This window comes from Frigidibacter sp. RF13, from assembly GCF_026626305.1.
Taxonomy (GTDB): domain Bacteria; phylum Pseudomonadota; class Alphaproteobacteria; order Rhodobacterales; family Rhodobacteraceae; genus TMP-24.
In genome coordinates, this window is sequence record NZ_JAPNUE010000001.1 from 719,169 (window position 1) to 745,842 (window position 26,674).

At 63.9% G+C, this 26,674-nt stretch carries 29 protein-coding genes; 3 read left to right on the forward strand and 26 right to left on the reverse strand.

All coding sequences use genetic code 11. The features are described 5' to 3' along the window. The first annotated feature begins 132 nt into the window (after window positions 1-132). The 3 genes from OU426_RS03515 to OU426_RS03525 all read left to right on the forward strand — a co-directional run bounded on the left by OU426_RS03515 (window position 133) and on the right by OU426_RS03525 (window position 4,382). Window positions 133-1,731 carry a peptide chain release factor 3 gene (locus tag OU426_RS03515; RefSeq protein ID WP_267632454.1) on the forward strand — a complete coding sequence of 533 codons (1,599 nt, stop codon included), beginning with the start codon at window positions 133-135 and terminating at the stop codon, window positions 1,729-1,731. Window positions 1,732-2,097: 366 nt separating this feature from the next. Then, a complete protein-coding gene (locus OU426_RS03520; RefSeq protein ID WP_267632455.1) occupies window positions 2,098-2,607 on the forward strand; it encodes a VPLPA-CTERM sorting domain-containing protein in 510 nt (169 codons plus the stop codon). Window positions 2,608-2,846: 239 nt separating this feature from the next. Next, complete coding sequence (locus tag OU426_RS03525) at window positions 2,847-4,382, forward strand: DEAD/DEAH box helicase (protein WP_267632456.1); 1,536 nt, start codon at window positions 2,847-2,849, stop codon at window positions 4,380-4,382. 73 nt (window positions 4,383-4,455) lie between these two features. Here the strand turns inward: OU426_RS03525 and OU426_RS03530 are convergent, their stop codons facing one another. The 26 genes from OU426_RS03530 to OU426_RS03655 all read right to left on the reverse strand — a co-directional run bounded on the left by OU426_RS03530 (window position 4,456) and on the right by OU426_RS03655 (window position 26,664). Then, a complete protein-coding gene (locus tag OU426_RS03530) occupies window positions 4,456-6,135 on the reverse strand; it encodes a ribonuclease J (protein WP_267632457.1) in 1,680 nt (559 codons plus the stop codon). Next, a complete protein-coding gene (locus tag OU426_RS03535) occupies window positions 6,132-6,911 on the reverse strand; it encodes a type III pantothenate kinase (RefSeq protein WP_267632458.1) in 780 nt (259 codons plus the stop codon). Before OU426_RS03535 ends, OU426_RS03530 begins: the two co-directional genes overlap by 4 nt. Before the next feature lie 12 nt (window positions 6,912-6,923). Beyond that, window positions 6,924-7,685 (reverse strand): biotin--[acetyl-CoA-carboxylase] ligase, encoded by a 762-nt coding sequence (locus OU426_RS03540; RefSeq protein ID WP_267632459.1) that lies wholly within the window; start codon window positions 7,683-7,685, stop codon window positions 6,924-6,926. Further along, window positions 7,675-9,114, reverse strand: a complete 1,440-nt coding sequence (gene nuoN / locus OU426_RS03545) for an NADH-quinone oxidoreductase subunit NuoN (RefSeq protein WP_267632460.1) — start codon at window positions 9,112-9,114, stop codon at window positions 7,675-7,677. The genes OU426_RS03540 and nuoN overlap by 11 nt, the downstream gene beginning before the upstream one ends. 12 nt (window positions 9,115-9,126) lie before the next feature. Continuing rightward, window positions 9,127-10,668, reverse strand: coding sequence for an NADH-quinone oxidoreductase subunit M (locus OU426_RS03550; RefSeq protein ID WP_267632461.1), 1,542 nt, complete (start codon window positions 10,666-10,668; stop codon window positions 9,127-9,129). Then, entirely contained in the window at window positions 10,668-12,860 is a 2,193-nt protein-coding gene (gene nuoL, locus OU426_RS03555) for an NADH-quinone oxidoreductase subunit L (RefSeq protein WP_267632462.1), read from the reverse strand. Before nuoL ends, OU426_RS03550 begins: the two co-directional genes overlap by 1 nt. Window positions 12,861-12,869: 9 nt before the next feature. Further along, window positions 12,870-13,175, reverse strand: coding sequence for an NADH-quinone oxidoreductase subunit NuoK (gene nuoK, locus OU426_RS03560; protein ID WP_267632463.1), 306 nt, complete (start codon window positions 13,173-13,175; stop codon window positions 12,870-12,872). A 65-nt stretch (window positions 13,176-13,240) separates the two neighbouring features. After that, the gene (locus OU426_RS03565; RefSeq protein ID WP_267632464.1) at window positions 13,241-13,660 is read right to left on the reverse strand and encodes a hypothetical protein; all 420 of its coding nucleotides are present in this window, start codon (window positions 13,658-13,660) and stop codon (window positions 13,241-13,243) included. A gap of 26 nt (window positions 13,661-13,686) precedes the next feature. Next, window positions 13,687-14,295: an NADH-quinone oxidoreductase subunit J gene (locus OU426_RS03570; protein WP_267632465.1), complete on the reverse strand. Its 609-nt coding sequence runs from the start codon at window positions 14,293-14,295 to the stop codon at window positions 13,687-13,689. Further along, window positions 14,292-14,699 carry a carboxymuconolactone decarboxylase family protein gene (locus OU426_RS03575; RefSeq protein ID WP_267632466.1) on the reverse strand — a complete coding sequence of 136 codons (408 nt, stop codon included), beginning with the start codon at window positions 14,697-14,699 and terminating at the stop codon, window positions 14,292-14,294. The genes OU426_RS03570 and OU426_RS03575 overlap by 4 nt, the downstream gene beginning before the upstream one ends. Before the next feature lie 7 nt (window positions 14,700-14,706). Next, on the reverse strand, window positions 14,707-15,201 hold the full coding sequence (gene nuoI / locus OU426_RS03580) for an NADH-quinone oxidoreductase subunit NuoI (RefSeq protein WP_267632467.1): 495 nt from the start codon (window positions 15,199-15,201) through the stop codon (window positions 14,707-14,709). Window positions 15,202-15,204: 3 nt separating this feature from the next. Further along, window positions 15,205-16,242 carry an NADH-quinone oxidoreductase subunit NuoH gene (gene nuoH, locus OU426_RS03585; RefSeq protein WP_267632468.1) on the reverse strand — a complete coding sequence of 346 codons (1,038 nt, stop codon included), beginning with the start codon at window positions 16,240-16,242 and terminating at the stop codon, window positions 15,205-15,207. Window positions 16,243-16,287: 45 nt separating this feature from the next. After that, complete coding sequence (locus tag OU426_RS03590) at window positions 16,288-16,713, reverse strand: YNQ4 family lipoprotein (protein ID WP_267632469.1); 426 nt, start codon at window positions 16,711-16,713, stop codon at window positions 16,288-16,290. Between the two features lie 7 nt (window positions 16,714-16,720). Further along, window positions 16,721-18,739 carry an NADH-quinone oxidoreductase subunit NuoG gene (gene nuoG, locus OU426_RS03595; protein ID WP_267632470.1) on the reverse strand — a complete coding sequence of 673 codons (2,019 nt, stop codon included), beginning with the start codon at window positions 18,737-18,739 and terminating at the stop codon, window positions 16,721-16,723. A gap of 41 nt (window positions 18,740-18,780) precedes the next feature. Beyond that, window positions 18,781-19,194, reverse strand: coding sequence for a DUF5333 domain-containing protein (locus tag OU426_RS03600; RefSeq protein WP_267632471.1), 414 nt, complete (start codon window positions 19,192-19,194; stop codon window positions 18,781-18,783). Between the two features lie 77 nt (window positions 19,195-19,271). Further along, window positions 19,272-19,559 carry a hypothetical protein gene (locus OU426_RS03605; RefSeq protein ID WP_267632472.1) on the reverse strand — a complete coding sequence of 96 codons (288 nt, stop codon included), beginning with the start codon at window positions 19,557-19,559 and terminating at the stop codon, window positions 19,272-19,274. After that, window positions 19,556-20,050 (reverse strand): DUF3291 domain-containing protein, encoded by a 495-nt coding sequence (locus OU426_RS03610; protein WP_267632473.1) that lies wholly within the window; start codon window positions 20,048-20,050, stop codon window positions 19,556-19,558. Before OU426_RS03610 ends, OU426_RS03605 begins: the two co-directional genes overlap by 4 nt. Then, a complete protein-coding gene (locus OU426_RS03615; protein WP_267632474.1) occupies window positions 20,047-20,397 on the reverse strand; it encodes a hypothetical protein in 351 nt (116 codons plus the stop codon). Before OU426_RS03615 ends, OU426_RS03610 begins: the two co-directional genes overlap by 4 nt. Before the next feature lie 42 nt (window positions 20,398-20,439). Continuing rightward, the gene (nuoF, locus tag OU426_RS03620) at window positions 20,440-21,735 is read right to left on the reverse strand and encodes an NADH-quinone oxidoreductase subunit NuoF (RefSeq protein WP_267632475.1); all 1,296 of its coding nucleotides are present in this window, start codon (window positions 21,733-21,735) and stop codon (window positions 20,440-20,442) included. Window positions 21,736-21,759: 24 nt separating this feature from the next. Further along, a complete protein-coding gene (locus tag OU426_RS03625; RefSeq protein ID WP_267632476.1) occupies window positions 21,760-21,984 on the reverse strand; it encodes a DUF5337 family protein in 225 nt (74 codons plus the stop codon). A gap of 2 nt (window positions 21,985-21,986) precedes the next feature. Next, complete coding sequence (locus tag OU426_RS03630) at window positions 21,987-22,682, reverse strand: helix-hairpin-helix domain-containing protein (RefSeq protein WP_267632477.1); 696 nt, start codon at window positions 22,680-22,682, stop codon at window positions 21,987-21,989. 21 nt (window positions 22,683-22,703) lie between these two features. Then, window positions 22,704-23,774, reverse strand: a complete 1,071-nt coding sequence (gene nuoE / locus OU426_RS03635) for an NADH-quinone oxidoreductase subunit NuoE (protein WP_267632478.1) — start codon at window positions 23,772-23,774, stop codon at window positions 22,704-22,706. Window positions 23,775-23,777: 3 nt separating this feature from the next. Next, the gene (locus OU426_RS03640) at window positions 23,778-23,936 is read right to left on the reverse strand and encodes a hypothetical protein (RefSeq protein ID WP_267632479.1); all 159 of its coding nucleotides are present in this window, start codon (window positions 23,934-23,936) and stop codon (window positions 23,778-23,780) included. Beyond that, window positions 23,936-25,174 carry an NADH-quinone oxidoreductase subunit D gene (locus OU426_RS03645; RefSeq protein ID WP_267632480.1) on the reverse strand — a complete coding sequence of 413 codons (1,239 nt, stop codon included), beginning with the start codon at window positions 25,172-25,174 and terminating at the stop codon, window positions 23,936-23,938. Before OU426_RS03645 ends, OU426_RS03640 begins: the two co-directional genes overlap by 1 nt. Before the next feature lies 1 nt (window position 25,175). Next, window positions 25,176-26,060, reverse strand: coding sequence for a sulfotransferase (locus OU426_RS03650; RefSeq protein ID WP_267632481.1), 885 nt, complete (start codon window positions 26,058-26,060; stop codon window positions 25,176-25,178). Between the two features lie 7 nt (window positions 26,061-26,067). Beyond that, entirely contained in the window at window positions 26,068-26,664 is a 597-nt protein-coding gene (locus OU426_RS03655; RefSeq protein WP_267632482.1) for an NADH-quinone oxidoreductase subunit C, read from the reverse strand. Window positions 26,665-26,674 lie beyond the last annotated feature (10 nt).

Genomic DNA, 26,674 nt, shown 5'->3' on the forward strand with positions numbered 1-26,674 from the left:
TTGCATGCCAATGAACTATATCCGCACGCCGCGCCGATTCGGTCAACCTGTTGCACGGGCCGCTACGCACATTCCAATGCCGGCCCGCGCAGCCGATGGACACGGACACGGCTTGCCACTATGTAGCCGGCCATGTTCGACAACCGCCCTGCCCTGCCGCCGGAGATTGCCCGTCGGCGCACCTTCGCCATCATCTCGCATCCGGATGCGGGCAAAACGACGCTGACCGAAAAGTTCCTGCTGTTCGGCGGCGCGATCCAGATGGCCGGACAGGTGCGCGCCAAGGGTGAGGCGCGGCGCACGCGGTCGGACTTCATGAAGATGGAGCAGGAGCGCGGCATTTCGGTTTCCGCCTCGGCCATGTCGTTCGACTTTGGCAAATTTCGCTTCAACCTCGTCGACACGCCCGGCCACTCGGACTTTTCCGAAGACACCTATCGGACGCTGACGGCAGTGGACGCGGCGATCATGGTGATCGACGGGGCAAAGGGCGTCGAGAGCCAGACGCGCAAGCTCTTCGAGGTCTGCCGCCTGCGCGATCTGCCGATCCTGACCTTCTGTAACAAGATGGACCGCGAAAGCCGCGATACGTTCGAGATCATCGACGAGATTCAGGAAAACCTGGCAATCGACGTCTCGCCCGCGTCTTGGCCCATCGGCATGGGCCGCGATTTCATCGGCTGCTACGACATCTTGCACGACCGGCTGGAACTGATGGACCGCGCCGACCGCAACCGGGTGGCGGAGAGCATCAAGATCGACGGGCTGGACGACCCCAAGCTTGCCGACCATGTGCCCGCCGAACAGCTGGCGAAGCTGCGCGAGGAGCTGGAGATGGCGCGGGAACTGCTGCCCGCCTTCGACCGGCAATCGTTCCTGGAAGGCCATATGACGCCGATCTGGTTCGGTTCGGCCATCAACTCGTTCGGCGTCAAGGAACTGATGGCGGGGATCGGCGAATACGGGCCGGAGCCCCAGCCGCAGAAAGCCGCCGAGCGTGCGATCAGCGCCGAGGAGAGGCCCGTCACCGGCTTTGTCTTCAAGGTACAGGCCAACATGGACCCCAAGCACCGTGACCGCGTGGCTTTCGTCCGCCTCGCCTCGGGGCATTTCGAACGGGGTATGAAACTGCTTCATGTGCGTTCAAAGAAACCAATGGCGGTGTCGAACCCTGTCCTGTTCCTGGCTGCCGACCGCGAGTTGGCCGAAGAGGCCTGGGCGGGCGACATCATCGGCATTCCGAACCATGGCCAGCTCAGGATCGGCGACGCGCTGACCGAGGGCGAGGTGCTGCGCTTCACCGGTATCCCGTCCTTCGCGCCGGAACTGTTGCAGACGGTGCGGGCAGGCGATCCGATGAAGGCCAAGCATCTGGAAAAGGCCCTGATGCAGTTCGCCGAGGAAGGTGCGGCGAAAGTCTTCAAGCCCGCCATCGGCTCGGGCTTCATCGTCGGCGTCGTCGGCGCCCTGCAGTTCGAGGTTCTGGCGAGTAGAATCGAGCAGGAATATTCGCTGCCCGTCCGCTTTGAATCATCGCAGTTCACCTCGGCCCGCTGGGTCACGGGGCCGAAGGCGGATGTCGAGACCTTCGTGAACGCGAACAAGGGCCATATCGCCCACGACCACGACGGCGACATCGTCTACCTCACGCGTCTGCAATGGGACATCGACCGCATCCAGCGCGACTATCCGGCGCTGAAACTCAGCGCGACCAAGGAGATGATGGTCTAGGTCGCGCCCGAACTACCCAGCCGGTCGGCGCCGCGGTGCCCGCCAACCCGGCAATAGCCACACGCGGAACAATCGCAGCTTCAGCAGCGAGCGAGAAACCGCTGAGGGCTGCGTAAATTGCGGCGAAAAAAAGGCGGGCACGCCCAACTCGACTCACATTCCGACCCCGAGAGCCCTGATTCGGCCCGCTCGCAGCCGTAATTCGGCAGGCTGACAGACCGGCAACGCCAGTAGGTCCATGAAATACGCAGCAGTTCATCAAAATCGCCGAGACTGTCACCGAAACGCGGACAGTGCCATTGCGTCAAAATTCTGACCCAATTCGAGCGGATGAAATATCTGTGGCTGTTGGTGTGAGGACTGGATATGAAACAATTTTCGCTCAGGGCGCTCGCGGTGGCGGCACTGCTTGGCTCGGCAGGGTCGGCGTCGGCGGCGACGCTGAATATCGACAGCGGCTGGGATCGCTTCGCCTTCGGCGGCGTGGGCACCCTTGCCACGCGTGTTTTCACCTTCACGCTTTCCAGCTTTGCGAACCTCTCAATCGTTGACGGTTATTTCTCGGGCGATCAGTTCGAGGTCTTCCTCAACAATGTCTCGCAGGGCCTGACGTCACTGCCGGTCCAGGGAACAACCAACCTCGGCGCCAACTATGACGCCGCCTTCGCAGACCCGGACTACAGCAATTGGACGCAGCGGCTCGGGCCTGGCAGCTATACGCTGACCATGCTTGTGACTCAGCGCTCCGGCACCAATACGATCTTCCATCTCGGCGCCGTGCGCCTCGATACCGCTCCGATCCCGCTCCCGGCCGCAGGGCTTCTGCTTCTGACGGCTCTCGGCGCCGCGGCGGCGGCCCGGCGGCGCAGCATCTAGCGCCGCCGAAGCGAGAAGGGCTTCCCCTCTGCCGCACCAGGCGGGAGGCCCGAGACAAACGCCGTTCGCACAGCCCCGCGGACGGCGTTTGCTTGTGCGCCAACCGGCGGCGCGATTGACCTTTTTCACTGTTTGCAGTAGGTGCGGGCCACCCGCATCCGGCGGGCACTGCCACGGGGCGCCCGGCATTTCGCGTCCCTTCACCCTTGCGGCCCGATGCCGCGACCTGATGGACGCTTATGACCAAGTTCAACGACCTGAAACTGGACCCCCGGGTCCTGCAAGCCATTGCCGAAGCCGGCTACGAAAACCCCACTCCGATCCAGGCCGGCGCCATTCCGCCCGCCCTTGAAGGCAAGGATGTGCTGGGCATCGCTCAGACCGGTACCGGCAAGACCGCCTCGTTCACGCTGCCGATGATTACCCTCCTGTCGAAGGGCCGCGCGCGGGCACGCATGCCGCGCTCGCTGGTCCTGGCGCCGACCCGGGAACTGGCCGCCCAGGTGGCCGAAAACTTCGACGTCTACGCCAAACATACCAAGCTGACGAAGGCGCTTCTGATCGGGGGCGTGTCCTTCGGCGAGCAGGACAAGCTGATTGATCGCGGCGTCGATGTGCTGATCGCGACGCCCGGCCGGCTTCTGGACCATTTCGAGCGCGGCAAACTGCTCCTCACCGGCGTTCAGATAATGGTGGTGGACGAAGCCGACCGCATGCTCGACATGGGCTTCATCCCCGATATTGAACGCATCTTCCAGCTGACGCCCTTCACGCGCCAGACGCTCTTCTTCTCGGCCACCATGGCACCGGAGATCGAGCGGATCACCAACACCTTCCTGCATACGCCGGTCAAGATCGAGGTGGCGCGTCAGGCGACGACCTCCGAGACGATCGTACAAAGGCTGATCCAGATCACGCCCGCCCGCAAGGACCAGACCGCGAAAGCCAAGCGCGAGCTTCTCCGCGCCGTAATCAAGGCCGAAGGCGCCGCCTGCACCAACGCCATTCTTTTCTGCAACCGCAAGACCGAGGTGGATATCGTCGCCAAGTCGCTGAAAACCCACGGTTTCAACGCGGCGCCGATCCATGGCGATCTGGACCAGAGCCAGCGGATGCGCACACTTGACGACTTCCGCGAGGGGCGGCTGCAATACCTGGTGGCCTCGGACGTCGCGGCGCGTGGGCTCGACATTCCGGCGGTGAGCCATGTGTTCAACTTCGACCTGCCAAGCCATGCCGAGGATTATGTCCACCGGATCGGCCGCACCGGGCGCGCAGGCCGCAAGGGCACGGCGATTTCCATCGCGACACCCGCCGACCAGAAATATCTCGACCAGATCGAGGCTCTGGTGAAAAAGGAAATCCCGCGCGGCGAGGTTCCTGAAGGCTTCGCCCTGTCGGAGGCGGCACAGAAGCCGCCGCGCAAGGACGATGGCGCCAAGGGCCGTGGCGCCCGCCCCGCCCGCCCGGGGCGCGAGGAAAAGCGGTCGCGCCCGATCAAGGAGCACGGCCAGGAAGCGTCGATGGCGCCGGTCGTGGCCGAACCGATCCTGGTCGCGGAAGTGACCGAGGCGCTTGCGCCCCCCGCGCCGGTCCGTAACGACAGCCGTCCAGACGACCGCAAGCGCGAGCGGCGGTCCGACAACCGTTCAGAACGGCCCGAGCGCGGCGAGCGCCGGGACCGGCGCGAGGAGCCGGTTGTGGGTATGGGCGACCATGTGCCCGATTTCCTGATGCGCGGCCTGCCGCAGGCCAAGGCCGCCGGAGACGCCTGAACAGGGGCGCGTCAGGCCCGAAGAGTGCACGCCGTGCTCGATGAGGCGCCTGCGGGGCGCCTGTCCGGCGCCCCTATTCGGCCATCAGGCGGCTGATCACCACGCTGACCTCGGGCTTCTTGCCCACCTCTTCGGCCGCAACCTGGCGGACGATGCGCTTGATCGCCTCGTCGAGCTTGCCATCGTCGCCGATCACCTTGTCAGGGGCACCTTCGAGGAACTCGCCCAGCTCGTCCTCGATCGCGTCAGCCAGCGCCTTCCCGGTTGCGCCGGTCTCTGGCAGGCCCATCAGCTCGACCCACGCGTCGCCGAGGGGCGCGCCATCCTCGTCGATGATCACGGTCGCGAAGACGACGCCGTTCAGCGCCAGGCGGATCCGGTCGCGCACTACGCCATCCATCGCGCCGATCAGCACCGTCCCGTCGAGATAGAGCCGCCCGGCCTCGATCTGCTCGACGACCGCAGGCGCCGCGCCCGACAGGCTGACCATCGTGCCATTGGTGACGATAGCCGACGCCATGCCCTTGGCGCGCGCCAGCCCCGCATGCTCGCGCAGATGGCGGTGCTCACCGTGCATCGGCACCACCATCAGCGGGTTCACCAGTTCGTGCACCGCTTCAAGGTCCGGCCGGTTGGCATGGCCCGAGACGTGATAGGCCCCGCCCCGGTCATCGACGACATCCACCCCGCGCATGGAGAGCGCGTTCATGATGCGGATCACGCCCTTCTCGTTGCCCGGGATTGTCTTCGAGGAGAAAAGGAACATGTCCCCCTCCTTCAGCTCCATCCCCAGATATTTGCCGCGGCTGAGCGCGGCCGAGGCTGCACGCCGTTCGCCCTGGCTGCCAGTGACGATCAACATCAGCGACTGGCGCGGCACTTCCTCCGCCTCCTCGGGGGAAAGGACGCGTGGGAAATCAGTCAGAAGGCCGGTCTCGACCGCCGTCGTTACCATCTTGTTCATCGCCCGCCCCAGAAGGCAGATCGAGCGGCCCGCCGCCCGGCCCGCCTCGGCCAGCGTCTTCAGGCGTGCGACGTTCGAAGCGAAAGTTGTGGCAACGACCATCCCCTCCTGTTCGGAAATGAGTTTCGAAATCGGCTCGGCCAGCGTCGCCTCGGACCGGCCGGGCAGCGGCGAGAAGACATTGGTTGAATCGCAGACGAGCGCCCGGACCCGACCGTTCTCGGTGGCGATCCTCAGCCATTCCTCTGGGTTGAACGGCTCGCCCACGATCGGCGTGCCATCGAGCTTGAAATCGCCGGTATGCACGACGCGGCCTGCGGGCGTGTCGATGATCAGCCCGGCACTTTCCGGGATCGAATGGCTGACTGGCACGAACTGCACCAGGAAGGGCCCGGCCTCTGTCACCGCCGGACGGGGCCCGACAATATGGATCGCATCCGCGGGCTGGCCCGCCTCTTCCATCTTGCCGACCGCCAGCGCGCCGGTGAACTTGCGCGCATAGACCGGCGCGCGGAGTTTCGGCCAGAGATGGCCAAGCGCGCCCAGGTGATCCTCATGCGCGTGGGTGATGAAGATTGCCTCGATCCGGCTCTGGTTCTCGATGAGCCAGGTCACATCCGCCATGATCAGATCGACGCCGGGCGACGTATCCATGTCAGGGAATGCGACGCCCAGGTCGACGACGATCAGCCGCTCCTCACCCGGTCGGCCGTAGCCGTAGACATAGCAGTTCATGCCGATCTCTCCGGCGCCGCCGAGCGGCATGTAGATCAGGCGTTCGTCAGTCATTCTTTTTCCAGTCCGGCATTGTGTTTTTGGATGAGGACGAGGCCATGCATGGTCAGATCATCCTCAACGGTGTCGAATATCTCTGTGCCCTGTTCGAAGAGCGAGGCCAAGCCCCCGGTGGCGATCACCTTCATCGGCCGGGCGCGCTCGGTGCGGATCTGCCGCACGATGCCCTCGACAAGGCCGACATAGCCCCAGAAGACTCCGGACTGCATGCAGGCGATGGTGTTTGTGCCGATCACTTGCGCGGGCTTCGTCACATCCACGTGCGGCAAGGCGGCGGCGGCCATATGCAGCGCCTCGAGCGAGAGGTTGACGCCGGGGGAGATCACGCCGCCGATATAGGCGCCGTCCCGGTCGACCACATCGAATGTGGTAGCAGTGCCGAAATCGACCACGATCAGATCGCCGCCATGCCGGTCGAAACCGCCAACAGTATTGACCAGCCGGTCGGGACCGACGGTCGTGCCCTGATCGACACGGGGCGCGACGGGCAGCGCGCAGTCGGGCTTGCCCACCACAAGTGGACGGCAGCCGAAATAGCGGTCGCATAGAACCCGCAGGTTGAAGACGACGCGCGGCACGGTCGAAGAGATGATGGCACTGGAGATGCCGAAATCCAGCCTTTCCGCCTCTATCAAGGTCGAGAGCCAGACGTAATATTCGTCGGCCGTACGCTGATGCGAGGTCGATATCCGCCAGGTGCCGATGAAGCGGGTGCCGTCCCAGATCGAAAAGACCGTATTGGTATTGCCGCAGTCGATGCAAAGCAGCATGCCCGACCCCTCTCAGAAAAAGATGTCGGCGGCCGAAATCGTCCGGCGGCCCTGATCGGTTCCTAGCACGAGCGCCCCATCCTCGGCCAATCCTTCGAAGCGGCCTTCGAAGGTCTCGGCCATCGTGCGGGCGCGGATGGTCTGGCCAAGCCGTGCGGCGCGGCCAAGCCACGCCGTGCGGATGGGCGCAAAGCCATAGGCGGTGAACTGATCTTCCCAACGCGCGAAGGCCGGTCCGAGCTGGTCGAGCAGTTCGTCGGGCGTGAAACGCAGACCGGTCTCGCCCAGCACAGACACCGGCGTCAGGGCGCCGGGCTCGACCGCATCGGCGGGCGGGGCGGCGATCAGGTTCACGCCGATGCCAATCACCAGATGATTGACCTTGGGGCCCTGGCCTATGCTTTCCAGCAATATCCCCGCGACCTTGCCGCCGTTCAGAAGGACGTCATTGGGCCATTTCAGTGTGAAGCGCCCGGCAGGCCCGACAAGCGCCCCGAGTGCGTCATCGAGCGCCAATGCCGCTACGAAGCTTCGCAGTGCCGCCTGCGCCGGATCGCCCGTCGGGCGCATCACCAGCGAGGCGAAGAAATTGCCTTCGGGGCTGACCCAGGCCCTGCCCCGGCGACCCCGCCCACCGGTCTGATGGCGTGCCATGATCCAGGTGGGGCGGGTTAGGCCAGGTGCAAGCCGCGCGGCTTCGGAATTGGTACTGTCGACCTCGGCCAGCACATGGCGGGCGTAGGTGTCGGGCCAGTCTGCGGCGTCAGCGGACAAGCGCCTGCGCCGCCGCCGCCGCCGCGCCCTCGATCCCGAAGAGGTTGATCGCGCCAAGGACCATCACGAGAGCCGCCCCCATCAGCATCAGCCAGGGCATCGGCGCCATGCGCAGGCTGACGCCCTCGCGCTCGGTGCCGAAATACATGAAATAGACGATGCGCAGATAATAGAAGGCGCCGATGACCGAGGCGATCACTGCCAGAACCGCAAGCCAGCCCATGTTCACATCGACCGCCGCCTTCAGGACCGCGAACTTGGCGAAGAAGCCGAGCATCGGCGGCACACCCGCGAGCGAGAACATCAGGACGAGGAGGGCGAGTGCCTTCGTCGGTTCGCTCTTCGAGATCAGATTCAGATCGGCGATGTCGGTCGCATGCGCCTCGCCCCGGCGCATCGACAGGATGAAGGCGAAGGTGCCGAGGTTCATCGCCACATAGATCGCCATATAGGTCAGCATCGCCTGCACGCCACCCTCAGTCCCGGCGGCGAGGCCCACAAGCGCAAAGCCCATGTGGGCAATAGAGGAATAGGCCATCAGGCGCTTGATGTCGGTCTGGCCAATCGCGGCCACGGCACCGAGGAACATCGACAGGACGGCGAGCATAGCCACGACCTGGCTCCAGTCGGCGACGGCGCCGCCGAAAGCGTCAAACATCACCCGGGCAAAGAGCCCCATCGCGGCGACCTTGGGGGCGGTCGCAAAGAAAGCGGTGACGGGCGTCGGTGAGCCTTCATAGACATCGGGCGTCCACATGTGGAACGGCACGGCCGAGACTTTGAAGGCAAGACCGGTGATCAGGAAGACAAGGCCAAAGAGCGCGCCGGTGGTCAGATGACCGTCGGTCGCCGCAGCGATGATGCCACTGAACGCGGTGGTGCCGGTGAAGCCGTAGATCAGCGAGGCACCATAGAGCAGGAGGCCCGACGAAAGCGCGCCGAGGACGAAATACTTCAAGCCTGCTTCGTTCGATCGCACGCTGTCACGGCGGAAGGCTGCGACAACATAAAGCGACAGGGATTGCAGCTCGAGCCCCATATAAAGCGACATGAGGTCGCCCGCGGAAACCATGACCATCATGCCGATCACCGCGAAGGTGATTAGGATCGGATATTCGAACCGAGCGAGGCGCTCGCGCGCCATCCAGTCCTCGCTCATCGCGAGAACGCCTGCGGCGCCCAGAAGCAGCGTCACCTTGGCGAAACGGGCAAAGGCGTCGGACACGATGGCGCCACCGAAGGCACTGCCCTCCGGCACCGGGCAGAGCCCGACCCAGGCGGCGACGCCGAGGAAGACCGCGACGGTCGTCCATGTCAGCAGGCGCGCAAGCCCGTCCTTCGAAGTGTAGACCGCAAGCATCAGGGCTGCCATCGCGTAAAGCGCCAGCGCCACTTCGGGCAGAACGATGGAAAGATCAGTCTGTTCCACGGGGATGCGTCCTCAATGGCTGGCCGTTTCGGTCGCGGTATCCGCGGCCGGAATGGCGGCATGGTAGGTTTCGACAAGGGCCGCGACGGACGGGCCGATCCGGTCGGTGACGACCGACGGATAGATGCCGAGGAGAAGGGTCATCGCGACGAGCGGTGCCATCACCGCCTTTTCGCGCAAGCTCATGTCGGTGATGCCTTTGAGCGCATCCTTGACCAACTCGCCCATAACCACCCGGCGATAGAGCCAGAGCGCGTAGGCGGCACTGAGGATCACGCCCGAAGTCGCCACGGCGGCGACCCAGGTGTTGACCTGGAAGATGCCCATGAGCGTCAGGAATTCGCCCACGAAGCCGGAGGTGCCGGGCAGGCCCACGTTCGCCATGGTGAAGAACATGAAGATCAGCGCGTAAGCCGGCATGCGGTTAACGAGGCCGCCATAGGCGTCGATCTCGCGCGTGTGCATGCGGTCATAGATGACGCCGACGCCAAGGAAGAGCGCGCCCGAGATGAAGCCGTGGCTGAGCATCTGGAAAATCGCACCATCGACGCCCTGCTGGTTCGCCGCAAAGATGCCCATGGTGACGTAGCCCATGTGGGCGACCGAGGAATAGGCGATGAGCTTCTTCATGTCGGACTGCGCCAGCGCCACGAGCGAGGTGTAGACGATGGCGATGGCCGACATCCAGAAGACGAGCGGTGTCAAGAGGTCCGAGGCGATCGGGAACATCGGCAGCGAGAAGCGCAGGAAGCCATAACCGCCCATCTTCAGAAGCACTGCCGCCAGGATCACGGAACCCGCCGTCGGCGCCTGCACGTGGGCGTCCGGCAGCCAGGTATGGACCGGCCACATCGGCATCTTCACCGCGAATGACGCAAAGAAGGCGAGGAACAGCAAAGTCTGCACGCCGCCGACGATATGGAAGCCCAAAAGCCCGATCGTGTCGGACGCGAATTGATGCGTCATCAGCGTCGGAATGTCGGTGGTGCCCGCGTCTCGGTACATGGCGATCATCGCCACCAGCATCAGCACCGAGCCGAGGAAAGTATAGAGGAAGAACTTGAAGGACGCATAGATCCGGTCCTTGCCGCCCCAGATGCCGATGATCAGGAACATCGGAATGAGGCCTGCCTCGAAGAAGAGGTAGAAAAGGACTAGGTCAAGCGCGGTGAAGACGCCGATCATCAGCCCTTCGAGGACGAGAAAGGCGATCATGTATTCCTTCACCCGCTTGTCCACCTCCCAGGCCGACAGGATGGTGATCGGCATGAGGAAGGTGGTGAGCATCACGAAGAGGATCGAAATCCCGTCGACGCCCATCTTGTAACGCAGCCCCATGATCCAGTCGCCCTCGTCGACGAACTGGAAGCCCGTGTCTGACGGATCGAAATCCTTGAGGAGGAGGAGCGACAGGAGGAAGGTCGCGCTGGTCGCCAGAAGCGCCAGCCATTTGGCATTGCGGTCGGATGCCGCGTCAGAGCCGCGCAGGAAAAGCGCGAGGACCGCCGCCGCGACGAGGGGCAGGAAAGTGAGGATGGAAAGCAGGTTTTCCATTAGTGCGCGCCCCCCGAGAGCGTCATCCAGAGAAGGAGCCCGGCGATGCCAAGAACCATCGCGAAAGCATAGTGGAAGATGTAGCCCGACTGCGCCCGGCCCGCGAGGCGGGTGAAGAAGGGCACGATGCCCATGGCGACGCCGTTAATCGTGCCGTCGATGACCGCGCCGTCGCCCCGCTTCCACAGGAAGCTGCCGAGCCATTTGGCCGAGCGGACAAAGAGGACGTCATAGATCTCGTCGAAATACCATTTGTTCAGAAGGAACCGGTAGAGGATCGGCTGCTGGGCTGCCAGACGGCCGGGAATCGTGGCGTCCTTGATGTAGAACACCCAGGCCGTCACGAAACCGATCAGCATCGCAACGAAGGGCGAGACCTTCACCCAGACCGGCGCATGGTGGGCGTCGTCCATCACATGATTGTCGGGCGCCATGAAGATCGCGCCCTGGGGCGCGTGGCCGGGTTCGGCCGCAGCATGCGCCTCCTCGGTGGCCGCGCCTTCGGTCGCCGCTGCCTCGTCGGTCGCGTGATTGTCTGCCGCCGGAGCCTCGGTCGTGGCCGCATGGTCGGTCGCTTCGCCTTCGGACTGCGCCGCCTCGTCATGGGCGGCGATGCCGAAGAAGGCGTTGACCTTATGGTGGTCGCCGAAAAACGAACCGTACCAGACCATACCGGCGAGCACCGAGCCGACAGCAAGCACGCCAAGCGGGATGGTCATGACGGCGGGGCTTTCGTGCGGCTGGTGGTCATGGCCGTGGCTGTGATCGTCGTGCCCGTGGCCATGGTCGTCGTGGCCATGGCCGTGATCGTGCCCATGACCCCAGCGGGCTTCGCCGTAGAAGGTCATGAAGATCAGGCGCCAGGAATAGAAGCTGGTGAAGCAGGCGGCGATGACCAGTGCCCAGAAGGCGAAGCCGTTGCCGCTGGCGAAGGCAGATTCAATGATTGCGTCCTTCGACAGGAAGCCTGCGAAACCGATCGTCGTCAGCGGGATACCGACGCCCGTGATCGCGAACGTGCCGATCATCATCGCCCAGAAGGTCAGCGGGATATGCTTCCTCAGGCCGCCATAGTTCCGCATGTCCTGTTCATGGTGCATAGCATGGATGACGGACCCCGCGCCCAGGAACAGCATCGCCTTGAAGAAGGCGTGGGTGAACAGGTGGAACATCGCCGCGCCATAGACGCCCGCGCCCGCCGCCACGAACATGTAGCCAAGCTGCGAGCAGGTTGAATAGGCGATCACACGCTTGATGTCGTTCTGCACGAGGCCCACGGTCGCGGCAAAGAAGGCGGTCGCGGCGCCGACATACATGACGAAGCTCTTGGCCTCGGGGGCGTATTCGAACAAGGGCGACATGCGGCAGACGAGGAAAACGCCCGCCGTCACCATCGTCGCGGCATGGATGAGGGCCGAGACCGGCGTCGGGCCTTCCATCGCGTCCGGCAGCCAGGTGTGCAGGAAAAGCTGCGCCGACTTGCCCATCGCACCGACGAAGAGAAGGAAGGCCAAGAGGTTTGCTGCGTTCCAGTCGGTCCAGAGGAAGCTGAGCTGCGTCTCGGCAAGCGCGGGCGCGGCGGCGAAGACATCATCCATGTTGATGGAATCGACGAGATAGAAGAGGCCGAAGATGCCGAGCGCAAAGCCGAAGTCGCCCACGCGGTTCACGACAAAGGCCTTGATCGCGGCGGCGTTGGCGCTTGGCTTGCGGTAGTAGAAGCCGATCAAGAGGTAGGAAGCGACGCCCACACCCTCCCAGCCGAAGAACATCTGGACGAGGTTGTCGGCCGTCACCAGCGCCAGCATCGCGAAGGTGAAGAAGGAGAGATAGGCGAAGAAACGCGGCTTGTAGACCTCGCCCTCATGCCAGTTCACGTCGTGGTCCATATAGCCCCACGAATAAAGGTGAACGAGCGAGGAGACCGAGGTCACCACCACCAGCATGATCGCGGTCAGCCGGTCGAGGCGGATCGACCAGGAAGTGTCGAGCGAGCCCGACTGGATCCAGTTCAGGATATGGACGTGCTGGGTGGTGCCGTCGAAGGTCAGGAAGGTCATCCACGACAGCGCGCAGGCCACGAACAGAACACCGGTCGTCAGGACAAGCGCGCCCTTTTCCCCGATCAGGCGCCAGCCGAAACCGGCGATGATCGCAGCGGCGAGGGGGGCGAGGAGAATGAATTGCAGCATGGCGCGCCCTTAGCCTTTCATCACGTTGACGTCTTCGACGTCGATGGTCCCGCGGGTGCGGAAGAAGGTCACGAGGATCGCAAGGCCAATCGCGGCCTCGGCGGCGGCGACGGTCAGGACGAACATGGTAAAGACCTGGCCCGCGAGGTCATGGAGGAACGAGGAGAAGGCGACGAAGTTGATGTTCACGGCCAGAAGCATCAGTTCGATCGACATCAGGATGACGATCACGTTCTTCCGGTTCAGGAAGATCCCGAAGATGCCGATCACGAAGAGTGCCGCGGCAACGCCAAGGTAATGTGTCAATCCGATCATTCGTCCGTCCCTCCGGGGTTGCCCCGATCATCTCTTCCGCCCCGGCATAGACCGGGACTTGCGGCTCAACCCGCCGCCTCGTTCAATATCTCGTCCGAGCAGACGCAGTCGCCTGCCGCGATCTCGCTCTCCGCCACGGTGAAACCCTTCTGCGACAGCAGGTGCTTCACTACGCCCAGATCCGTCTCGCCGCCCCGGATCACCTCGAATGCGACATCCGTCGCGGTGTCGAGCTGATATTCTTCCGGATGGCTCGCCGCCAGTAACCGGCCCGCCTTGCAGTCCGCGACATTCAGGGTGCGGGCTCCAAGGCTGTCCCCCGCAACCGCCCAATGGTCGAACATCGCGAACTGTCCCTTCGCCCAGATGCCGGCCGCCTTGCCGACGCCGGGGTTGTCGCATTGGACATTCTTCGTCGTCAGCGCGCCCGCGGGGGCAGCGAGCGCGATGGTCGCGGCGAGGAAGCTGGCTAGGATCGGTTTCATTCTGTCATCTCCGGTTCTCCGCAGGGTCACAGCCCCTGCCCCGGTTTGACGTCCTTCAGCTCCATTGCCTTGGCCGGATCGCGCCACATCTGCTGAAGCACGTTCTGGCGCTTGATGTCCTTCCTATGCCGCATGGTCAGGACGATGGCGCCGACCATGGCGACCAGCAGGATCAGGCCTGCAAGCTGGAAGAGGTGGATGTATTTGTCGTAGAGGAGAAGGCCAAGCGCCGCCGTGTTCTCGACGCCCTCGGGCGTCACCGCCTGACGCGCGCCCTCCGCTCCTTCCGAGGCCGTCCATCCGCCGAAGGCGATGCCCAGTTGCATCAGGATCACCACCCCGATCAGCAGTCCGAGCGGCATGTACTTCGCCATCTCGCCCTTCAGCTCGGCAAAGTCGATGTCGAGCATCATCACAACGAAAAGGAAGAGAACCGCGACCGCGCCCACATAGACGATGACGAGAAGCATCGCCACGAACTCGGCCCCCAGAAGCACGAAAAGGCCCGAGGAGGAGAGGAAGGCGAGAATGAGCCACAGGACCGAATGGACCGGGTTCCGGGCCAGAACCACCATCAGGCCCGCCAGAACGACCGGCACCGCGAAGAGGTAGAAGGCGAAATCCGCGAATGTCATGCGTTGCTCTCCGTCTCGTCAAAGACCTTCTGCGCAATCTCCAGCGCGCGGGTCATGGCGGGGACCCCGCCGAACATGGACATCTGCCAGATCACTTCCGCGATCTCGCGTTTGGTGGCACCCGCTTCCAGCGCGTGGCGGATGGTCAGGCGCATCTGCGGCTCGCCCTGCGCGCCCAGAACCGTCAGCGCCGCGACCGTGACCAGAAGCCGGGTGCGGGCATCGAGGCCTTCCTTGTTGAAGGTCTTGCCGAACCACATTTCCAGCATGTCCTTCGACATGGTGGGGAACAGCTTCTCGACATCGAACCCCTTGAAATTCTCCAAGGCAGGGTTGAAGGCGCGGGCCATTTCCTGACCCGATGCCATCATCTGCGCGAAGAGTTTCTGGAATTCGTCGGTCATGGGCGGATTACCGGTAGGGCGCGTCGAGTTCGAGGTTGCGGGCGATCTCGGCTTCCCAGCGCTCGCCGTTCGCCAGAAGCTTGGCCTTGTCGTAGAAGAGTTCCTCGCGCGTCTCGGTCGCGAATTCGAAGTTCGGGCCTTCGACGATGGCATCGACCGGGCAGGCCTCCTGGCAGAAGCCGCAGTAGATGCATTTCGTCATGTCGATGTCATAGCGCGTGGTGCGGCGCGAGCCGTCTTCGCGGGGTTCGGCGTCGATGGTGATCGCCTGCGCCGGACAGATCGCCTCGCACAGTTTGCAGGCGATGCAGCGTTCTTCGCCGTTGGGATAACGGCGCAGCGCATGTTCGCCGCGGAAGCGGGGCGACAGCGGGCCCTTCTCATGCGGGTAGTTGAGCGTGGCCTTGGGCGCGAAGAAATACTTCAGCCCCAGCTTCATGCCCGCCCAGAAGTCGGCGAGCAGGAAGTATTTCGCGGCGCGGGTATAGTCGACGTTGGCCATCGCTCAGCCCCCCATCGTGTAGCGGGCCCAGAAGGCGCCGAGGATTTCGAACTTCGCGAGGAAGGACACGACCACAACCCAGCCGATCGACAGGGGCAGGAAGACCTTCCAGCCGATCCGCATCAGCTGGTCATAGCGGTAGCGCGGCACGATGGCCTTCACCATGGCGAACATGAAGAAGAAGAAGGCCATCTTCGCGACCATCCAGATGGGGCCGTCGGGCAGGCCGGGAACGGGCGAGAGCCAGCCGCCGAAGAAGAGCAGCGAGATCAGCGCGCACATCAGGAAGATGGCGATATATTCGCCGGCCATGAAGAGGAGGAAGGGGGTCGAGCTATATTCGACCTGATAGCCCGCGACGAGTTCCGATTCCGCCTCCGGCAGGTCGAAGGGCGGGCGGTTGGTTTCGGCGAGCGTCGAGATGAAGAACATCGCGACCATCGGCAAGTGCGGCAGCCAGTACCAGCCCAGAAGGCCGTATCCGGTATCCTGCGCGCGGACGATATCGCCGAAATTGAGCGACCCGGTCGAGATGATGATGCCGATGATGATCAGGCCCAGCGAAACCTCGTAGGAAATCATCTGTGCGGCCGACCGCAGCGAGCCGAGGAAGGGGTATTTCGAGTTCGACGCCCAGCCACCCATGATCACGCCGTAGACCTCAAGCGAGGAGATGGCGAAAACGTAAAGGATGGCGACGTTGATGTCGGCCAGCACCCAGGTGTCGTTGAAAGGAATGACCGCCCAGGCGAGCATGGCCAGAACGAACGACAGCATCGGCGCGAGGAAGAAGACGAACCGGTCCGCACCCGCGGGCACGACGATTTCCTTCACCACATATTTCAGCGCGTCGGCCACGGATTGCAAAAGGCCGAAGGCCCCGACCACGTTCGGGCCGCGCCGCATCTGGACGGCGGCCCAAATCTTGCGGTCGCCGTACACGAGGAAGAGAAGCGAGATCATCACGAAGCCGATGACCAGAAGGCCCTGCAACGCGATCAGCACCACAGTCCCAAGAGGTGTTGCGAGAAACTCTGCCATCGTCTTCTGTCCCCAGTCTTCCTCAGTCAGCCGTCGTACGGCCCCTCAGGCGGCCGTCTTGGCCTTGGTCGGTATGCTCCGTTCGGCGCAGTCTTCGACCGTCACTTCCGCGTCGATCGTCGAGAGGCCGGCGGGCAGCGCCGACGTGACGCTGTAAACAGCATCCGCGCGCCAAATGCCACCCTCTTTGTCGGTGATCGTGCGCACGTTGCGCACGAAATTCATGCCATGGTCGAGCGCGAAACCCGCCACCACGCAGCGCGCATAGCCGACCGCCTCCGCCTCGTCGGCGGCACCTTTCATCTCGGTCCGGACCCGCACCAGATCGTCCTGCCAGATACGCACCGAGGCCGAACCATAAGCCCGGCCGGACGTCGCCTCGTCCCCGGCCCCGCCATCCGCGCAAGCCGACAGACCGGCAAGAGAGCCGGTCAGAAAGGCGCAGATCGGAAGGCGGGTGGCGTTTGGCATAGGGGCCTTACTCCGCCGCCATCGGCTGCTCGGCGCGGGCCTTGGCCATCGCGGAGAGTTCCGCCATCACGGTCGAGGCGCGCGCGATCGGGTTGGTGAGGTAGAAGTCTTTGATCGCATTGCGGAAATCCGCCTTGCCCATCGCCTTGACCTTCAGCGCCTTCCAGTCGTTCGCGGCCACTTCGTCGATCCGGCCCAGATGCGGATGCGCCGCGATCAAGGCCTGCCGCAGGCCACCGAGCGTGTCCCAGGGCAGCGTGGCGCCAAGTTCGGCCGACAGGGCGCGCAGGATCGCCCAGTTCTCTTTCGCCTCGCCAGGGCCGAAACCGGCGCGCATGGCAAGCTGCGGGCGGCCTTCGGTATTGACGAAAAGACCGTTTTCTTCGGTGTATGCCGCACCCGGCAGGATCACGTCGGCGCGGTGCGCGCCCCGGTCGCCATGGCTGCCCTGATAGATCACAAAGGCACCATCCGCGATATCCACCTCGTCGGCGCCAAGGTTGTAGATTACCTCGGCCCCGTCGATGGCCGCCGCCAGCCCGCCCTCGGTCACCGCGCCCACATCCATCGCGCCGACGCGCGAGGCAGCGGTGTGCAAGACAAGAAGCTTGGACTTCGACCGTGCGCAGATCTCCATCGCCGCCGCCAGCACCGCCGCGCCATCGGCCTCGCGCAGCGCGCCCTGGCCCACGATCACCAGCGAAGGCGCATCGACAACGTCGCTGTGATCGCGCTCCAGGATCGCCTGAAGGGCGGCGCGGTCGGTGCCGGCATGGTGATAGTCATAGGTCAGATCGACGGCCTCGCCGACCAGACCGACGAGCGCGCCCTTCGTCCAGGCCTTGCGGATACGCGCATTCAGGACTGGCGCCTCGTCACGCGGGTTGGTTCCGACGAGCAGGATGTACTTCGCCGCTTCGATATCCTCGATCCGCGCGGTACCGACATAGGCCGACCGGTTGCCTTCGGGCAGACGCGCACCGTCGGTGCGGCATTCGACACGGCCACCGAGGCCCTCGATCAGCTGCTTGAGGCTGAAGATCGCTTCGACCGGGGCCAGATCGCCGACAAGGCCTGTGACCTTTTTCCCCTTCATCGCCTTGGCGGCAGCAGCCAGCGCCTCGCCCCACGAGGCTTTGCGCAGCTTGCCACCTTCGCGGATATAAGGCACGTCCAGCCGCTGGCGGCGGAGCCCGTCCCAGACAAAGCGCGACTTGTCGGAAATCCATTCCTCGTTCACGCCGTCATGGTTGCGCGGAATGATCCGCATCACTTCGCGGCCCTTGGTGTCGACCCTCACGTTCGACCCGAGCGCATCCATCACGTCGATCGATTCCGTCTTGGTCAGTTCCCACGGCCGCGCCGTAAACGCATAGGGCTTCGACGTCAGCGCGCCGACCGGGCAAAGGTCGATGATATTGCCCTGCAGGTTCGAATCGAGCGTCATGTTGAGGTAGGAGGTGATCTCGGCATCCTCGCCCCGGCCCGTCTGGCCCATCTGGGTGATGCCCGCGACCTCGGTCGTGAAACGGACGCAGCGGGTGCAGGAGATGCAGCGCGTCATGGCGGTGGACACCAGCGGGCCAAGATTCAGGTCTTCGCTCGACCGCTTGGGCTCCCGGTAGCGGCTGAAATCGACGCCGTAGGCCATCGCCTGATCCTGCAGGTCGCATTCCCCGCCCTGATCGCATATCGGGCAGTCGAGCGGGTGGTTGATCAGGAGGAACTCCATCACCCCTTCCCGCGCCTTCTTGACCATGGGCGAATTGGTCTTGATCACCGAAGGCTCGCCATTCGGGCCGGGGCGCAGGTCCTTCACCTGCATCGCGCAGGAGGCGGCGGGCTTCGGCGGGCCGCCCACGACCTCGACCAGACACATCCGGCAGTTCCCGGCTATCGACAGCCGCTCGTGATAGCAGAAGCGCGGCACCTCGATCCCGGCCTGTTCGCAGGCCTGGATGAGCGTGAGGTTCGGGTCCACCTCGACCTCGACACTATCGATGATGATCTTGCGCAGATCGGCCATGTTGTCGTCCTTCAGTCCCCGGCGGGCCTTCGCCCGCCCGCCTATTTTTCGTAGATGAGCGAGCCCGCGATGGTCCCGCCCGCGATTTCCTTCCGCCCGAGCGCGCAGAACCCCTCGACGTTTTCCGGGGTGGCGCCGTGCGCGGCAAGATAGTTCTCCGCGCGGGCATATATCTTCTTCTTCTCGGCCTTATCCTTGAGAAAGGTCTTCACTTCCTCGCGGCTGTAGCCCTTCTCAAGTGCCCAGTCCTGCAAGGCGCGCGCCTCGCTGTAGGCGCGAATGAAGCGCGCGCCGATGGTCGGGCAGGTCTTGCGGATCCGGTCGGCCACCCGCGCGGCGACCAGCCGGTCGGTTATGTAGCTCACTTCGCCCAGAGGCGCCTTGGCGGCCGCGGTTGCAGCGCCGAGGAGGCCTGAGGCGATCAACACCAGCGGTGCCAGAACAGACAATTTCATCTTCGATCCTCCGAGGGCGGACTGCCCCCGGGGCTCAAGCCAGCGGGCCGCACCGCGATAGGCAATAACCGCAGCGCTCATGACCGGCCCCCCGGCGGCGGACCGCCGACCGGCGGCCAGGATTTGAACGCCAGAACCAGAAGCGGCATGAGAGAAAGCGGCAAGGATATCAGGAAGATCGCGACGAAAGACATGGGCATGCCACCCCCAGCGTAGGTCATACGACCCATCGTGAAACTCACCAGCGCGCCTAGAAGCGGCCCGGCACAGACGGCCAGGATAGCTCCCCGAAAGCCCGCCTTCTGGAAGACGATCACATAAAGGATGCTGGCCAAGAGCGGCCCGAGGAAGGAAAGCCCCATCATGCCGCCTGCCCCCCGCAACCCCGGCTGCGCCAGAGCCGCGCTTCTTTAAGGTATTTCCACCCGAACGCATGATCGCTGTCGCCATGGGCGCGCAGATGGTCAAGCCGTTCCAGCGCCTCGTCCAGCTTCGGGCGGTGACCGGCGGGCACCCACCACATGACGAAATGCATCTGGCCCAGCACCTCGAACCATTCCTGCCGCCGTTCGTAGAACTGGCGGTGGACGGTGTTCCAGACGAAATTCTCAAGCGTCTCGACGCTTTCCCAGACCGTAAGGTTCGAGACAAACTGCGGATCGCCGCCGATCTTGGTTTCGGTATTGCCTTTCCCGGGCTCGCCCGAGCCCTCCATCATCCAGACGAACCCCGGCATCCGCTTGCCCAAGCCATTCACCCGGTCGAGCGCCGCCATGAACTCCGCCACGCGCGGATCGTCGGTGGGGGCGAGAAGGCGCCCGACGTTCAGTTCGACGAGGTGGAGGGCGCCGCTCATTGGCAGATCACCCCCACCGTCCAGGTGTTCGTGGTCTCGTCAAACATTGTCTTCTCGGCGGCAATTCCGCCGAAAGTCTGTGGAGCGTCGCAGCCGTAATCCGTGGCGTAATATTTTGCGATGGTCTCGGCGCTCGCCTGCTTCTTCGCGATGCTGCCGCCAGACGCCGTCGCTCCCGGGCCGCTACTTGCCACGATCTCGATGACAAGCCCGCTCTTCCGCGAAATCTCCTTCACCATGTAGGCGTTGCTGTCTCCGGGGGCCATATATCCGATGGTTCCCTTTGGCTTTTTGGCAAGAGCCTCTTCGGTGGTCGCCAAGACGCAAAGCGCCGCGACAAGCTGCACTCCCCAACCGAATCGACATGCACGCATCGATACCACTCAGATCTACTCCGCCGCCATCGCGCCCATCTTGCCCAGCTTCTTCGCCTTGATCCGGTCCTCGATCTCGTCGCGGAACTGGCGGATCAGGCCCTGGATCGGCCACGCGGCGGCGTCGCCCAAGGCGCAGATCGTGTGGCCTTCGACCTGTTTGGTAACGGAGAGCAGCATGTCGATCTCCTCGATCTCCGCCTCGCCCTTCACCAGACGCTCCATCACCCGCATCATCCAGCCGGTGCCTTCGCGGCAAGGCGTGCACTGGCCGCAGCTTTCATGCTTGTAGAACTTCGAGAGCCGCCAGATCGCCTTGATGACGTCGGTCGACTGATCCATCACGATCACCGCCGCCGTGCCGAGGCCGGAACGTGCCTCACGCAGCCAGTCGAAGTCCATGATCGCCTCGTCGCACTGCGCCGCGTTCAGCATCGGCACCGACGAGCCGCCGGGGATCACCGCTTTCAGGTTCTTCCAGCCGCCCCGGACACCGCCGCAGTGACGCTCCAAGAGTTCCTTCAGCGTGATCGACATTTCCTCTTCGACCACGCAGGGGTTATTCACATGGCCCGAGATGCCGAAAAGCTTCGTCCCGGTGTTGTTGGGGCGGCCAAAGCCCGCAAACCACGAGGCGCCACGGCGCAGGATCGTCGGCACGACGGCAATCGATTCCACATTGTTCACCGTCGTCGGGCAGCCATAAAGGCCCGACCCCGCCGGGAAGGGTGGCTTCATGCGCGGCATGCCCTTCTTGCCCTCAAGGCTTTCCAGCAGCGCCGTTTCCTCGCCGCAGATATAGGCCCCTGCCCCGTGATGCAGGTAGAGGTCGAAGTCATAGCCCGACTTGCAGGCATTCTTGCCGATGAGGCCCGCGTCATAGGCCTCGTCAATGGCCGCCTGCAGGCATTCGCGTTCGCGGATATATTCGCCGCGGATGTAGATGTAGCAGGCATTGGCCCCCATCGCGAACGAGGCGATCAGGCAGCCTTCGATCAGCGTATGCGGATCGTGGCGCATGATTTCCCGGTCCTTGCAGGTGCCGGGTTCGGATTCATCGGCGTTGACCACGAGATAGGAGGGCCGCCCGTCCGACTGTTTCGGCATGAACGACCATTTCAGGCCGGTCGGAAAACCCGCGCCGCCGCGTCCGCGCAGACCCGAGGCCTTCACCTGCTCGACGATCGCGTCACGGCCCATGGCGAGGATCTTCGCCGTGCCGTCCCAGTGGCCGCGCTTCATCGCCCCTTTGAGGGAGCGGTCGTGCATCCCGTAGAGGTTGGTGAAAATCCGGTCCTTGTCACTCAGCATTCCCGTGTCCTCGGTTGGCGGCGCCTAGCGGCCCGCCCGTTTTTGCCGCTGCCAGAGCCCGTAGAGCACGACAAGCGACCAGAAAAGCGCGGCGAGCGCCGCAAGATCGAAAAGGAAGGCGAAGGACGGGTGCAGCCCGATCCGCACGCCTATCCACTGCGCCGCCATCCACAGGATCATGGTCAGGGCGATGACCAGCGCCACAAGGCGCCCGGTCTTCGCGATCCCGTCCTGATGCGGCGCGTTCATCCTCACGCCTCCCCGCCCTTGCGGGCGAGCGCGCGTGCCTGCTTGACCCATTCGTCACGGGTGATGCGGCCCTTGAAGGTCTTCAGTTTCGCATCGACGAAGGCGATGTCCTTGGCTTTCCAACTGGCGATCTGGTCGAAATGCCAGACGCCCACCTCGTTCAAGAGCTTCTCCAGCGCCGGACCGACGCCGGAAATCAGCTTCAGATCGTCCGCCTTGCCATCGCGCGGCGCCAAAAGCAGCAAAGGCTCGGCCGCGGCCACCGCCTCTTCATGAGTGCGCCCCATCGCGGCTTCGATCCCTTTCGCGGCAGAGGCCTTCTTCGCGCGCGGTTTCGCCGCCACAGGCTCGGCCGTTCCGGCAAGGATCCCACGCTTGGCCTCAGCCTCCTCGGTGCCGAGGACCTGCCAGTCATATTTATGCGCCTCGGCCTTCGGCGCTTCGGGTGAGGGCGGCGGTTCAGCGACAGGCGGTTCAACGGCAGGCGGGGCCTCCACAGGCGCGCCCGCGCCGGTACAGAAGGCCCAGGACAGAAGCGCGCCGAGCGCAAGGGCGATCAGGCCACCGATCATCACGGAGGTAAAGATCGGAAAGAGCGCGACGAGGAGCAGAAGCGCAGCCGCGACCGCGCCCGCCGCAAGCGAGACCAGCCAGCAGACCCGCTGGCATCCGGCTTGGGCCGCTTTGTCGCTTTGCATCCGTCCCTACTCCCTTGCCTGTCAGCCCTTGGCGGCCAGCGCCTTCGCCTGTGCGACCCAGCCCTCGCGGCTGGCGCGGCCCTTGAACCCTTCGAGATTGTCGTCGACCCAGGCCAGTTCCGCGTCCGTCCAGGCGGCGACCTGATCGAAATGGAAAAAGCCCAGCGAATGCAGCAATGCTTCGAGCTTCGGCCCGACGCCCTTGATCAGCTTCAGATCATCGGCGCCACCCTTGCGCGGCGCCTTGAGCGCGCGGGGCTTCTTGGCCTTTGCCGCAGGGGCCGCCGCCGGGGCCGCCACAGGGGCGGCCTTCGCCACAGGCTTTGCCGCCTTCGGCGCGGGCGTCTCGGCCTTTGCCGCTTTCGCGGGCTTTTCCGCCTTTGCTTTGCCAAGCCAGGGCGTCAGCAACGGCACTTCTGTGCCGTCGATGCGCTTCACCCCGTCGCCGATATCGACCGCGCGCTGGACAGAGCCATTGTATTTGGTCTTGCCGCTTTCGAACTCGGTCAGGCTGGTGAGGCCTGACAAAGGCTCGGCCGCATAGCGGCCGTTATGCGGCCCGGGCACCGGGTTCCGGCCATTGTCGAGGTCGACAAGGATCTGCTCGAGGCTTTGCGCCGTCAGATCCTCGTAATAATCCTTGCCGATCTGGGCCATCGGCGCGTTCGTGCAGGCGCCGAGGCACTCGACCTCTTCCCAAGAGAACTTGCCATCCGCCGATAGCATATGCGGTTTCGGCGCGATCTTGTCCTTGCAGACCTTGATCAGCTCGTCCGCCCCGCAGATGAGGCAGGATGTCGTGCCGCAGATCTGGATATGGGCAACGGATCCAACGGGTTGCAGCTGGAACATGAAATAGAAGGTCGCCACTTCGAGCGCGCGGATATAGGCCATGCCCAGCATGTCGGCCACATGTTCGATCGCGGGGCGGGTCAGCCAGCCCTCCTGCTCCTGCGCGCGCCACAGAAGCGGGATGATGGCCGATGCCTGACGGCCCTCGGGGTATTTGGTGATCTGCCCCTTGGCCCAGGCGAGGTTCGCGGGCGTGAAGGCGAAGGAAGCGGGTTGGTCGTGGTGAAGGCGGCGGAGCATGGTTCAGAAGTATCCCCTGGCAATAGTCAGGATTGCAGCGGTAACGGCGCCGATGATGGCACCCATGAGGAGACGATTACCGGTCCGGGCACCCAGAACCGCAGCGAGGCCCGAGGCTGCGCCGAGGATCAGCGTCCAGAGGTTGATCGTCAGGTCGGGCATCAGCGGTCCACCTCACCGAACACGATATCCATCGTGCCGATGATCGCGGCGACGTCGGCCAGCTGGTGGCCCTTGGCCATCCAGTCGATCGACTGCAGATGCGGATAGCCCGGGGCGCGGATCTTGGCGCGGTAGGGTTTGTTGGTGCCGTCCGCCACCAGATAGACGCCGAATTCGCCCTTCGGCGCCTCGACGGCGGCATAGACCTCGCCTGCGGGCACGTGGAAGCCTTCGGTGTAAAGCTTGAAGTGATGGATCAGCGCTTCCATCGACTGTTTCATCTCACCGCGCTTGGGCGGGGTGATCTTGCCGCGCGCGAGGATGTCGCCACGTTCGGCGCGCAGCTTCACGATCGCCTGGCGGATGATCGACAGGCTCTCGCGCATCTCGGCCATGCGGCAGAGATAGCGGTCATAGCAGTCGCCGTTCTTGCCGACCGGGATCTTGAAGTCGAACTCGTCGTAGCATTCATAGGGCTGGGCGCGCCGTAAGTCCCAGGCCATGCCCGAGCCGCGCACCATGACGCCGGAATAGCCCCAGGCCAGCGCATCCTCCTCGGTCACGATGCCGATATCGGCATTGCGCTGCTTGAAGATGCGGTTTTCGGTCAGAAGCCCGTCGAGATCGTCGAGCACCTTCGGGAAGGTCTCGGTCCATGCCTCGATGTCATTGAGAAGCGCGTCGGGCAGGTCCTGATGGACGCCGCCGGGGCGGAAATAGGCAGCATGGAGCCGCGCCCCGCAAGCGCGCTCGTAGAAGACCATGAGCTTTTCGCGTTCCTCGAAGCCCCACAAGGGCGGGGTCAGCGCGCCCACGTCCATAGCCTGCGTGGTGACGTTCAGAAGATGGTTCAGGATGCGGCCGATTTCGGAATATAGGACGCGGATCAGCGAGGCGCGGCGCGGCACCTGCGTTCCGGTCAGCCGCTCGATCGCCAGGCACCAGGCATGTTCCTGGTTCATCGGCGCCACATAATCGAGCCGGTCGAAATAGGGCAGGTTCTGCAGATAGGTGCGGCTTTCCATCAGCTTTTCGGTGCCGCGATGCAACAAGCCGATATGGGGATCGCAGCGTTCGACAATCTCGCCGTCCAGTTCCAGGACAAGTCGCAAAACACCATGCGCCGCAGGGTGTTGCGGCCCGAAGTTGATGTTGAAATTGCGGATGCGCTGCTCGCCCGTCTCGAAGTCGGTCGAGCCGTCGTCATAGGCGTTGGTGCGGATATCGCCGTCCATCATCTTATTCACCCATATTCTCGCGCCAGCGCGGCGGCAGATCCCCGATTTGGCGTGCGACATAATCATATTGCGGCATCAGAAGCGCGCGCGCCCTCGCCTGCCGCACCGGATCGAGCGCCAATGGCGCGCCCGCATTGACCCGGCGCGCAAAATCCGCCGGATGGTTGGTGATGCCCAGAAAGGCACAAAGGTCGGCAATCGCCTCTGCAGTAAAAAGCCTCTCGTAGAAGATCACTTTCAGGTTTTCGGGTGCCAGCGCCCGGCGCATCCGGTCGATTGCGCCGACATAATCCGACCGCACGGCAACCGGCGCCTCGCCACCCTCGGCCCACAGGTCAAACACCGCGAACGTTTTCATGGAGGTGTCGGCGCCGGTCTTTGTCAGCCGCTGCCCCATCATCCTCACATGCGACCAGAGCCGGTCAAGCGGATCGCGGAGGAGATAGACAAAGCGAACCTGGTCCCTGAGGCGCTGCATCCGCCTCAGGAGACGCGGCGGCAGGAGCCCATAGGCAGGGGTGATATCACCGACCACGTGCGCACTACCCGCGCATTCGACAAGAAAATCCGCATAACCAGGATCATTCGTGCGCGCGCTGATCATCCGTGCAAGACGCTCGACCTGGTCGATCTGCCGCTCGGTCGCGATACGGCCAGCCACGTCGGCGCGCTCGGCGCGGGCAAGAAGGCGCTCCCGCTCCCTCTCCAGACGCGCGATCTGGCGCGCTTCATCACGAAAGAACTTGGCGTCGAAATAGTGCAGTTCCTTGACGGCGGGCATCGCGACTTCGGGGTGTCCCTCAAGATAGGCGTGCAACCACGACGTTCCGGCCTTGGTCGCGCCAAGGCCGAAAAGGATCGTCGGGCTATGGGCCACACCGGTCATGCGCCGCTCAGGCCCCCTTCTTCTCGTCGCCCGGCAGGATGTACTGGGCACCCTCCCACGGGCTCATGAAGTCGAACTGGCGGTAATCCTGCACCAGTTTCACCGGCTCATAGACCACGCGCTTCTCACCCTCGTCGTAACGCACCTCGGTATAGCCCGTGGTCGGGAAATCCTTGCGCAACGGATAGCCGCGGAAGCCGTAATCGGTGAGGATGCGGCGCATGTCGGGATGGCCCGAAAAGATGATGCCGAACATGTCAAAGACTTCACGCTCGAACCAGTTCGCCGTCGGGTGGATCACAGTCAGCGTCGGCACCATCTGGCCCTCCGCGACGGCCGACTTTACCCGGATGCGGGCGTTCGTGTACATCGAGAGGAAATGGTAGACGACGGCGAACCGCTCCACCCGTTCTGGATGGTCGACGGCGGTGATGTCGATCAGGGTCGAGAATTTGCAGGCCGGATCAAGCCGCAGCCAGTCGACAAAGTTGACCAGCGCATCGAGCTTCACCGTCACCGTCAGCTCGCCGAAGGCGATGGTGCTGTCCAGCAGGTCCGCCGCGCGGGCAGCGGAAATCTTTGCGGAAAGATCTTCCAGAGACATGGCGCCCTCC